Annotated in this window: 11 protein-coding genes; 3 read left to right on the plus strand and 8 right to left on the minus strand. The window is 59.4% G+C overall.

Features of this window, described 5'->3' with window-relative positions; translation table 11 throughout:
- Positions 1-102: 102 nt before the first annotated feature.
- From RMO15_RS15025 to RMO15_RS15050, 6 genes are all read right to left on the minus strand, one after another.
- The gene (locus RMO15_RS15025) at positions 103-1,242 is read right to left on the minus strand and encodes a tetratricopeptide repeat protein (protein ID WP_309714246.1); all 1,140 of its coding nucleotides are present in this window, start codon (positions 1,240-1,242) and stop codon (positions 103-105) included.
- Between the two features lie 32 nt (positions 1,243-1,274).
- The gene (locus tag RMO15_RS15030) at positions 1,275-2,951 is read right to left on the minus strand and encodes a CRTAC1 family protein (RefSeq protein ID WP_309714249.1); all 1,677 of its coding nucleotides are present in this window, start codon (positions 2,949-2,951) and stop codon (positions 1,275-1,277) included.
- Entirely contained in the window at positions 2,948-3,991 is a 1,044-nt protein-coding gene (locus tag RMO15_RS15035) for a tetratricopeptide repeat protein (protein WP_309714252.1), read from the minus strand. Before RMO15_RS15035 ends, RMO15_RS15030 begins: the two co-directional genes overlap by 4 nt.
- A gap of 14 nt (positions 3,992-4,005) precedes the next feature.
- Positions 4,006-4,746: a DUF1559 domain-containing protein gene (locus tag RMO15_RS15040; RefSeq protein WP_309714255.1), complete on the minus strand. Its 741-nt coding sequence runs from the start codon at positions 4,744-4,746 to the stop codon at positions 4,006-4,008.
- Positions 4,747-4,776: 30 nt separating this feature from the next.
- On the minus strand, positions 4,777-4,956 hold the full coding sequence (locus RMO15_RS15045) for a hypothetical protein (RefSeq protein ID WP_309714256.1): 180 nt from the start codon (positions 4,954-4,956) through the stop codon (positions 4,777-4,779).
- A gap of 245 nt (positions 4,957-5,201) precedes the next feature.
- Entirely contained in the window at positions 5,202-6,206 is a 1,005-nt protein-coding gene (locus RMO15_RS15050) for a substrate-binding domain-containing protein (RefSeq protein WP_309714258.1), read from the minus strand.
- A gap of 292 nt (positions 6,207-6,498) precedes the next feature.
- Here RMO15_RS15050 and RMO15_RS15055 point away from each other — a divergent pair, with 292 nt between their 5' ends.
- The 3 genes from RMO15_RS15055 to RMO15_RS15065 are packed head-to-tail and all read left to right on the plus strand — an operon-like array spanning position 6,499 to position 9,980.
- Positions 6,499-7,623, plus strand: coding sequence for a SurA N-terminal domain-containing protein (locus tag RMO15_RS15055; protein WP_309714261.1), 1,125 nt, complete (start codon positions 6,499-6,501; stop codon positions 7,621-7,623).
- 11 nt (positions 7,624-7,634) lie between these two features.
- A complete protein-coding gene (gene mazG / locus RMO15_RS15060) occupies positions 7,635-9,146 on the plus strand; it encodes a nucleoside triphosphate pyrophosphohydrolase (protein ID WP_309714263.1) in 1,512 nt (503 codons plus the stop codon).
- A gap of 3 nt (positions 9,147-9,149) precedes the next feature.
- On the plus strand, positions 9,150-9,980 hold the full coding sequence (locus RMO15_RS15065) for a BsuPI-related putative proteinase inhibitor (RefSeq protein WP_309714265.1): 831 nt from the start codon (positions 9,150-9,152) through the stop codon (positions 9,978-9,980).
- Positions 9,981-10,008: 28 nt separating this feature from the next.
- On the opposite strand, the gene aroQ is transcribed toward RMO15_RS15065, so the two are convergent.
- Positions 10,009-10,476, minus strand: a complete 468-nt coding sequence (aroQ, locus tag RMO15_RS15070) for a type II 3-dehydroquinate dehydratase (RefSeq protein ID WP_309714267.1) — start codon at positions 10,474-10,476, stop codon at positions 10,009-10,011.
- An 18-nt stretch (positions 10,477-10,494) separates the two neighbouring features.
- The gene (locus RMO15_RS15075; protein WP_309714269.1) at positions 10,495-10,701 is read right to left on the minus strand and encodes a hypothetical protein; all 207 of its coding nucleotides are present in this window, start codon (positions 10,699-10,701) and stop codon (positions 10,495-10,497) included.
- Positions 10,702-10,847 lie beyond the last annotated feature (146 nt).

Genomic DNA, 10,847 nt, shown 5'->3' on the forward strand with positions numbered 1-10,847 from the left:
CAGCCAGAACCACGCCGACTTCGACTGGTTTGAATACGATCTCGTCTTCACCCACTGAAACGTTACAAACGACGATGTCTCGGGCCGTGAGCCGGGCTTGTCTTACTGATTGGTGCTCAAGGCTGCGTCTTCCTCTAGGGTGCTCCCAATTCCCGGGCCGGGGCGCAGGTAGTCCGGGAAGCCCACCCGTGCCTGCCGGTCGAGCTGGATCGCGAGCAGGAGCGCTTTTCGGTTGGTCGGCTCTTTTTGTAGCACCCGCCGCAGGCGATAGAGTGCGGTTCCGAAGCGCTTGAGCTTCCCCTCTTGCTCGGCGAGGGTCAGGGTGGTAGGGGTGTCGGCGTCTTGATTGGTGTCGCGCCGGAGCGCGGTGAAGTGCTCCTGCTCCTTCATGAGGCGCTGGTAGATCGCCTCGTGCTTTGTCGCACGGGGGTCTTTCTTTTGTCGGTAGAGGTCGGCCAGGTTGAAGGCGACACCCGCGACACCAGGGTTGAGCTCCCAAGCGCGCTCGAAGGCGGTCAACGCCTCGTCGCGGCGACCTGTTGTTTTGTAGGTACGCCCCAGCTCGGCGTAGGGCTCGAACCAGCCGGGCTCGACCTCAATCGCCGCTCGCAGCTGAGCGATGGCTTGTTCTGTCTTGCCGGGAACCTTGGTGTAGCTCAGGCCCAGTCGGTAGTGGAGCCGGGCGCTCTGGGGGAACCTGGTGACGTATTTTTCTCCCAGTGCGATGGCCTTGTCGTAAGCTCCCTGCTGAAGGTAGACCTCCATCAGCACCAGAGGAACCTCAATGTCGTCGGGGAGGAGCTCTATCGCTTTGGTAAGCTGCACCGCCGCGCTCTCCCAGCTTCGAAAGCGCACCAGAGTAATCCCATAGACAGAGTGGGCACGCACTAGGTCGGTGCCCTCTTGCACGGCTTTCTCCCCCTCACTTCGCGCCAGGAGCAGATCCTCCGTCCCCAGTGCTGCCTCGGCGAGGCGGCAGTGCAGCCCGGGCGCGTCTGGCGCGGCGGCCTGGAGCTGCTCCAGGGTCTCCACCGCCAGATCGGGGCGACCGACCGACTCATAGAGCACCGCCAGCCCGATATAGGCATCGGGTCGGTCTGGCTCCCGCGCGATTCCCTGGTTGAAGGTCTTGACCGCTTCGGTGATTTTCTGCTCTTTTGCCAGCGCCTTTCCCTTCTCCGCCAGCGACGGCGGCGTGGGTAGTGGCGCACTGTGGCACCCGATCAGCAAGAGCAGAGCCATTAGAGTACAGTCGTAGACTCTTCGCCTGGGCATCATCGGAGGGGCTCGCCTTCGGTCAGCGTGTAGAGCCGATCCGCCGCGATATTGCTTGCCTTAGTCTCGGTCTTGCTACCGTGCCAGCGGATCGTGAGTGCTTCTATTGTCTTTGCTTCCCCGAGGCCAAAATAGAGCCGTGGCTGGGTGCGCGAGGCGTAGCTCCCCCCGGAGCGGGACTCGGCCACGTAGGTCTTCCCTCCCGCCGTGATGGTAACTCTCGCGTGGTAGCCGCTCGGGTTGCTCTTGACTCCTTTGAGGTGAAACGCCACCCAGTGGCCAGTGTTGGGGCCGGTGTAGCGCAGCAGCTCGGGAGGGCCGTCCTGGTTGTTGGTGAGAATGTCCAGGTGCCCATCATCGTCGAAGTCCGCCACGGCCAGCCCCCGAGTGACATGAGGAACGGTCAGGTCACCGAGTCCCTGCGTGTGGTCGGTAAAGGTGCCGTTACCGCTGTTTCTTAGCAGAGACTTGGGCTGGGCGTACTTATCGCCCTGTGCATAGGCCTCCACATCGTCGTTGACATGCCCGTTGCCCACGATCAGATCGGGGTTGCCATCGCGGTCGTAGTCGAGAAAGTCGCAGCCAAAGGCCAGGTGGCTCATGCTGATGGGCCCCACTCCCGAGGGCGTGGTCGTGTTGATGAAGAGCCCGTTGCTTTCATTGCGAAAGAGCGCGTTCATCTGGCCGGAGAAGTTGGTTACAAAGAGATCCTCGCGGCCATCGCCGTTGTAGTCGCGCACCCCAATTCCCATCCCAGAGAGGAGCTTACCCATGTCGGAGTAGGCGCACCCTGCCTCTTTGGCTATCTCGGTGAAGGTACCATTGCCGTTGTTGCGCCAGAGAAAGTAGGGGCTCAGGTCATTGGCGACAAAGATATCCTCGTGGCCATCGCCGTTGTAGTCTAGCCAGGTGACCGCCAGCCCGTGTCCCTTTGCCTTACTGATCCCCGTTGCGACACTGACATCGGTGAAGGTGCCATCGCCATTGTTGTGGAAAAGGGCGTGCGCCTCGGGGGCATAGAGCTCGGGAGAGCAGTACGAGAGCTTTTTCTGTGGGTTCTTGCAGGGTTTATTGGTGGCAAAGCTCCAGACAGCGTAGCGGCAGACATAGAGATCGAGCTTCCCGTCGGCGTCGTAGTCGCCAAAGGCGGCGCTGCTGCACCACCGGGGGCCGCTTTTCGTGTCCGCTACCCCGGCCTTTGCCGTCACCTCGGTGAACTTCCCGCTCCCTTTTTCATTGTGGTAGAGCCGATTGCCGCCATAGGCCGTGACAAAGATATCCTCGAAACCATCGCCGTCGTAGTCGCCCACTGCCAGTCCCTGGGTGTAGCCCGAGTCCTCTAGCCCGGAGCCTGCCGTGATATCGGTGAAAGAGGCATTGCCCTTGTTCAGGTAGAGCCGGTTCTGCGGGCCCGTGCCGGGCTTGCGTCCGTCTACCGGGAGAGTGCCTGCCTGAAGGAGCAGAATATCGAGCTTGCCATCGGCATTGACATCGAGAAACGCGCAGCCGCTCCCGGTCGTCTCGATCAGGTAGTGCTGCCCGGTGCCACCGTGGGAAAAACGGAAGTCTAGGCCCGCTTTTTGCGCCACATTGGTGTAGAGACCCTGGGGGACTGTAGGCGGCTTCTGTGGGGTGCAGCCCACCAGCAAGAGAGCGAGGAAAAGCGCTTGCCTCATGGTGCTGTCTCCAGGCGCTGCCGCTCGGTGGCGAAGACCTGGCGGGCCTCCGCGAGCTTCTGGAGGGCGGGTTCGAGCTCGGCGGAGGGGGCATGGCGCCTCTGGAGGCCAGCGGTAAGGTTCTGGGCGGCAGAGAGGGTATCAAAGCTCTTCTGGAGTCGGTCCGCGTCTGCGGTGCGTCCCACCGTGCGCCAGGCACGGGTGAGGTTGAAGAGCAAATCCGCCTGGTCAAAGCCCAGGAGCAGTGCGTTCTCCAAATAGGGCACTGCCTCGCGGGACTTGCCCCGGCTGTGGAGGTGAAATCCCAAGGCGGCGTGGGCAAGCCCACTGGAGGGATCGAGCCGAACCGCTCGCTCCAGGGTGTCTTGGGCATCCTTCTCGGAGAGGCGGCTTGCAAGAAAACCAGAGAATGCGTTGGCGTAGCCGTAGCCTGGGTAGCGGTGGGAGTAGTCGCGTGTCACGACCAGAGCGGTCTTGAGGTCGGCGGAGTTCTGGAGCTGTGTGGCGTAGTAGGTTGTCAGGGCAGGGCTTCTCTTCTCGGCTTGGTAGGCGGCCGCGAGATAGCCCAGCTCTTTTTTCTGATCTCCGAGCTGGTTGGCGCGGCGAATCGCCAGGAGAAGGGCACTGACGCAGGCGGGCTCCCGCGCCACGGCTTGCTCCACACGCTCCTGCGCCTGTGGGTCTTGTGGATTTTGAAGGGTCAGCGCGGCAAGCTGGCAGTGGACGTGGGGTTCCTGAGGAGCGCGTCTTGCCAGCTCGGCATAGGTAGCCTTTGCCTCGTCCCAGCGCCCCTGGAGCCGAAGTGTCTCCGCAAGTGAGCGTAAGACCAGCGGGTTGTCGGGAGCGAGTCGCCGGGCCTCTCCCCAGAGCTGCTCTGCCTGTGCATACTGTCCTGCCTGTGTGGCCTGAAACCCACGATCCACCAGGCGGGAGAGCGCCGCGTTTTGTGAGAGCAAGCGTAAAGAGAGGGTGGCTCCTACGGCAAGGCCGAGGAGGCCACCCCCTAGAATCAGCAGTCGCAGCTTCGGGGAAAGAGACATAGGCACGAAGGCCGCTACTTAGGGTTGCAGCTTACCTGGTTATCGGTTGCTGCGCCCCAGCCCTCTCCGGAGTGTGTCCACCACCAGTCCTCCGTTGGCTTGAGGTTCTGGCTGTACTTGGCATGGCCATCGGCGTAGGCTACATTGATCCCGTTCTGATGGATCGTCGGCCCCTGTCCGGAGGCCGAGCCCCAGTAGGGAAGATCATGAATCAGCGGAGCGCGAGCGGGCTGGGAGACCGCCGCCATGGACAGACCCGCCACCTTGATCTGCGGCTGGTTGATGACGCCAGAGGGAACGCCGGTGCAGTCGGAGGTCTGGTGCTGCCAGAGATACGAGGTTCCATTGCGCTTCATGTTGTAGCCCCCAGCGTTGGGGGGAGCACTGGGGCAGAAGAAGATTCCCTCGTTCTTGGTGTAGGGAAACAGCAGATCTGGCATGTAGCGCACGTGGGTGTCGTAGAGGGCCCGATTGGCAGCGAGCTGTGCCGCAGTGGGCACGAACGGGTAGCCGTCCCAGGCTCGTCCCCAGGCACGGGTGTTGGGGTAGAGCTCGTCGTAGTCCTGCACATACATCATCGTTGCGGTCCCAATCTGCTTCAGGTTGGAAAGACAGGCTGCCTGACGAGCCTTGTCTCGTGCCTGAGCAAAGACAGGGAAGAGGATGGCGGCAAGAATGGCGATAATGGCGATGACGACCAGTAGCTCAATGAGCGTAAAGACACGTCGTCGAAACAGTCGAGAAAACAGTTTCATGGTTTAAAATTCCTTCGTTAGGGGGCTCTACTATCCGCCCCCAGGTTTTGAGAACGTATTGGGACGGTTTTGCATGGTTTTGTTGATCATCTCCTGGCGCTGCTGAAGCTCCGCCTTCTCTGCGGCAGTGGCCTCGGTACGTTCCTTCTGGCATCCCGAGAGTATGATTGTTCCTAGCGACAGAGTCAGGAGCAGGATAAGAATACGCATAAGTTTCTTTCCGATCCGGTTCGGCCCTCATGGCCCGAACCTAAACGTATTATAAATCTTTCTTGTTTAAATGTGCAAGCTATTTTTGTAAATATACAAGCTATTTTTGTCTCTGTCGGAAATCGTGCTGCTATAGGGCATTTTGTGCCCTAAAGCCCGTGCCGGGCTACCAAGTAGCCTAGCCCGGCACGGGCTTTGCAGCCGCAGGCTACCCAGACGCCTCATTCCATGGGGCGGCGAAGTAATTATTTCGCGCGGAAGTCTTTCATTTCCTCAGAGTTCATGTTCTCTTTGGTCATGAGCACGACACCGGTGTCAATTTTCTTCTCAACCTTTTCGCCTTTTTTCGCAGCAACCAGTGCTTTCACGGACTCGTAGCCCATCTTGGTGGGGTTCTGGATCACGACGGAGTCAATCGTGCCATCGGTGATGCCTTTTTCGATCTCGTTGGTGTTGTCGAAGGCGATAATCTTGACTTTCCCCGTGAGCTTCTTGGCCTCGACGGCTTTGAGTGCACCAATCGCGCAGGGCTCGCAGGAGCCAAAGATGCCCACGGTGTCCGGGTGTGCCGAGAGGGCATCTTGCGAGACATTCAGCGACTTGTTGCGATCCGACTCGCCGTAGTTGGAGCGCACGACCGTGATGCCGGGGAACTCTTTTTTCATCACCGACTCAAAGCCCGCCTCACGATCCATCGTGGAGGCGGAGTTGGCGGCGTTGGGCACCATAATTACCGTTCCCTTGCCCCCGACGATCTTGCCCATCTGGCGCGCCGCGATCTCGCCGCTCTTGAGGTTGTCGGTGGCGATAAAGCTCACGTACTGATCCTCAGTCACATCGGCAGCGGAATCAAAGATCACCAGTGGCACACCCGCGGCGTGGACTTTCTTGATTGTCCCAGCAAGCGCCGCTTTGTCCAGAGGCGCAAGGGCGATGCCATCCACCTTGGCATTCATCTGGTTCTCCACCACCCCGATCTGCCCGGCGGGATCGGTCTCTTTCTGCGCCCCCACCCACTGAATCTTCGCGCCCATTTCCTCCCCCGCCTTCTCTGCTCCGGCCTTCACGGACTGCCAGAAGACATGGGTCATGCCCTTGGGAATCACCGCCAGCGTGAGAGTCTTCCCCCCTATCGTTGTGGGAGCAGGTGCATCCCCACCTCCACTTGTGGCTGCCGGTTTCGGGTCACAGCCCGTTAAAAGCCCCAGGGCAACGGCGGAGAGTGAAAAAAACACGGCGCGGCGTGTCATGTGGAAAATCATCGAAAACCTCCTTGTGGAACATTCCAATAAGTGCCCTTTCGGCACCCGGAAGCAATTTTCCTCTCAAACTATTCGCATTGGGGCATGTTTTCTGCTAGACAGGGAGTGTGGGCAGCTCTTCCGGCGTAATTGCGGGGACTAATGCGGCACGGTAGAATTGCCAGGATAACTTAAGAGTATGCTCCGTCTGGTCTTCGCGCCACCGGGAACGCTGAAGCGTCGGAAAGCGTACTAAGTCTAAAAGCTTCGAAACCGAAGCAAACTATCAGGAGAATTTTTCTTGAATCGCAATTGTATTTTAATCAGTGGCCTATCGGCTCTTGCAGCAACATCGCTGTTCACGGCGGGATGTGGTGGCGAGAAGCCTTTTGCCAAAGTCAATGGTCAGGTCATCACCAAGGATGAGTATGTCCAGGCACTAGAGCAGACTCTGGCCGTGACAGGAGCCCAAGGGGCTGTCCCTGTTCCGGCGGGCCGCATGGTGTTGGAGCAACTTATCGGGCGAAAGATCATTCTTTCCGAAGCTGCGACTCAGGGCGTCCTGCCTAGTGATGATGATGTCAGTAAGGCATTTCGTTACCGCAAAGACATGCTAGAGCAAAGCCAGCCGGGCAAGACCTTTGAGGAGGAGCTTCAGAAACAGGGAACGACCCCTGAGGCGCTTAGAGAGAATATCAAAGCGGAGCTTGCTGAAGTGGCGCTCTTGGTCAAGCAGCTGAGTATTGGCAATGACAAGGTGCAACAGTACTATAACGAGCACAAGGAAGAGTTTGGTCTGCCCGCCCGCATTCAGGTCCGCATGATTCTGCTACCTCCCAACAGTCCTCAATTTGCCGAGGCGCAGAAGACACTCTCCGATCCGAAGAATTTTACCGAGAAAGCAGCGCGCGAGATCAATGTCATCCCGCAGCTTAAAGTGAGTGCCGGTTTACAGGTTCTCCCTACCGCGCAGATTCCTCCGGCGGTGGCGGGTAAGGTCAATGCAGCAGCGCCTGGTCAGGTTGTCGGTCCGGTGGACTGGCCGATGCAAGGTGGCTCTGCCAAAGCCTGGCTGAAGATTGAGAAGAAGCTACCCCAGTACAGTGTGCCTATTGACCAGGCAGCCCCCATTGCGCGTCAGCGGGTTGTGTACCAGATGCAGGCCATGAACGATGCGAACTTCAGCAAAGTACGCAACGAGATTATCAAAAAGAAATTTGATGCCTCCGTCGAGACCTCCAGCCCTGTGTATGACACGATCTGGAAGTCCGTCAAACAGAGTGCTCAGGATGCTGGAATCGGCGTTGCTCCTCCGCCCGGAGCCGCTCCCATCCCCACAGGTGGTGCCGCACCCCTGCCAGGTGGAGCAGCCCCCGCACCGGGCACCGCTCCTGCACCCGGTGGTGATACAGCAAAGCCTAAGTAGCACAAGCCGCAATGATTCAAATTGTTGGCCTGGGGCCGGGGAGTGCGGAAGCGCTCCCTCCCCGGGCTTTTTCTTTACTGACCTCAGGGCTTCCTGTGCTTCTACGCACGGAGCGTCACCCGGTGCTTCAAGCGGAGCCCCTGGCCTCTGCCTTGAAAAGCCTGCCCGTGACCGCTCTGGATGACGAGTACGAGCATGGTGCATCGTTTGCCGATACCTATGCCGCCATTGTCGCACGGGTGCTACGGCTTCAAGCGGCTCACGGCGAGCTCGTCTATGCGGTTCCTGGCCATCCGCTTGTGGGAGAGACAACGGTGGCGTTGCTCCTGCAAGAGACCCGGCGGCGGGGAATTCCCACCAAAGTGACGGGGGCACCATCGTTTGTGGACGCTTGCCTGGAAGCTATTGGGGAGTCGGTGACAGGCGATCTGCACGTCATTGATGCGCTCTTGTTGGAGCCCGAAGCACCCGCGCCTCCAGCGGCGCTGCGAACAGGCGGGCCGATTCTGCTCTACCAGGTACACAGCCGCGCCGCTGCCAGCAATGCTAAGCTGGCGCTAGGGCGTGCAGGCTACCCAGATGACTTCGCAATCACCGTGGTACACGGAGCGGGAATTGTTGGGCTTGAAAAACAAGCTACCCTCCCACTCTACGAGCTGGATCGCACTGCCCATGCATCGCTGATTGACCACCTTACCACGGTCTGGGTGCCCGAGCTTCCTGCTGAGCAGCGCCGCGCGGACTTTGATGAGCTTCTTACGATTATGGCTCGGCTACGCGATCCCAACGGCGGCTGTGCCTGGGATCTCAAACAAAACCACCAGACCCTGCGGCGCTATGTGCTCGAAGAGGCCTATGAAGTGGTGGAGGCGATTGACCAGGATGACCCTGAGGCGCTCTGTGACGAGCTGGGGGATCTCTTGCTTCAAGTGGTCTTTCATGCCCAGCTCGGTCGTGAGGAAGGATTCTTTGACTCGGGTGATGTCTGCGCCGCGATCTGTGAGAAGCTGATTCGGCGTCACCTCCATGTCTTTGGGGATGTTCAGGCGGAAGACGCCGAGACGGTGCTAACCAACTGGAACGCGATCAAGGCAACAGAGAAGGGTAACAAGCCCGTGGAGTCTCTTCTCGATGGTATCTCCAGCAGTCTTCCGGCGCTTTCTCAGGCACTGGAGACTAGCAAGCGCGTTGTGGCAGTCGGCTTCGAGTGGCCCGATGAAGCCCAGGTCTATGCCAAGGTGGAAGAGGAGTTGGCCGAGCTGCGTGAGGAGCTAAAGCACGGAAGCCCCGAGCGGATCGCGGAGGAGCTGGGAGATGTCCTCTTTACCCTGGTGAATCTGGGGCGCAAGCGCGGTATCGAGGCAGAAGACGCACTACGAGGCCAGTTGTCACGTTTTGGCGCACGCTGGCGTTTTATGGAGAAAGAAGCGCTCGCCCAAGGCCAAGGCAAGAGTGTGCAGATGCTCTCGCTAAAAGAGCAAGAGGCGCTCTGGCAGGCGGCCAAACGCGCGGAAAAGAGCTAGACCATGCAAAGACGACTCGGACAGTATATCTTTACCGACCGGAATCAGTACCCTCCGAATCGGGCTGTGGAGATCGCGGTGCAGCTTCGCAACGAAGGCACCCTCTCTTCTACCCATGTGATTGGAACCCGCCACGACTACGAGATCCGAGTCCGTGAGAGCCGTAGCCGTCGGATTGTTTGGACTTGGTCGAAGGGAAAGCCCTTTCCCCCCACGACAACCATCAAGCTCCTGCCCGGCGAGATGCGGGAGCATATCGAGATCTGGGATCGGCGCGATGACAGTGGCAAGCGTGTACCAACAGGCGTCTATGAGGTCGAGCTGGTGCACGCACCTCTCACCGCCTCGGTAACGGCGCAGATCTATCTTTCTGACCGAGATCAGCCGGGTGAGAGCCCTCCCGCGGGCGATCCTCCGGGGCAGTTTCGTCCCCCGCAGACAGGAGCACGCGTGCAAGCAACGATGACCGCGGAGCGGGGCCGGGTTCGAGCGGGTGAGACCGTGAAGCTGACCTACACCGTGGTCAATACGGGGACGCAACCTGCCGTCTTCTCGTTTCCCTCAGGCTGTCAGACTGATATGGAAGTGCGCCGCCGCCCTGAGCCCAATGCGCGCTACGCCGCGGGGGCGCTCACGCTCTGGCAGCTCTCTCGGACGGGCTTCTACACCATGGCTTTTACCAAGCTGACACTGGCTCCTGGTGAGCGCAAAATCGTGACCGCTGCCTGGGCTGTGGGAAACACGCCGCCAGGCACCTACGACCTGCTGGGCTACCTCCCGACAACCGGTAGCAAGAGCGCCGAAGCCGTTGGCAGTCTCACAATTGCCCCCTGACCCCCACTCGTGGGGGGCAGGGGGCCTTTTACTCCCGGCCTTGTTGCACGAGGGCGCGGGCCGCTTGGAGTGCTAAAAGATACGACATCGCGCCAAACCCGACGATCTGCCCGACGGTTGCGGGAGCTACGACAGAGGTGCGCCGGAACTCGTCGCGTGCGTGGACATTGGAGAGGTGCACCTCAATGGCCGGAAGCCGCACGGCCTTGAGGGCATCGGCGATGGCGTAGGAGTAGTGGGTGTAGGCTCCCGGATTGATAACAATAGCATCGGCCCAGTCCGCCGCATCGTGAATGGCGTCAATGAGGACACCTTCATGGTTGCTCTGGAGCATTTTTAGCTCGATGCCAAGCTCTTTGGAGTACTCCTTAATGCGTTTACAAAGCTCGTCAAATGTCATGGTGCCATAGACATCAGGCTCTCGCTGGCCCAGCAGGTTGAGGTTGGGGCCATTGAGCAAGAGAATACGGAGACTGCCAGTGGGAGTGAGCTGCATCGTGAGAGATTCCTTTTTTTATTTATCTTGCGCTTTGTTTTGCGCGGCAGGGGCGGGAGCCTTGAGGTCATCCGGGCGCAGATCCGGGAAGCCTTCCGTGAAGGGAAAGTGGTGTTGCCCCGAGCTGCAGTGTAGTCCCTCCCCATTTTCCTTGAGTATCAGAGGTGCAGGAGGGACGCATTGCGGACAACGTAGCAACTCGATAAAGGAACTTGGAGGGATCATGGCTAAATTGTACCCGATGGGAACAAGTGGGTGCAGGTCATAAAAGTGGTGAGGTAGCAGGCTGAAAAACGCGGCGACTCCAAAAGGCAAAAAAGGAATCCAACTCGTTGCCAAAAAAGAAACCGCGTAGACGGGCAATTACTTCA

Origin of the sequence: Armatimonas sp. (assembly GCF_031410135.1) — a bacterium.
Classification (GTDB): domain Bacteria; phylum Armatimonadota; class Armatimonadia; order Armatimonadales; family Armatimonadaceae; genus Armatimonas.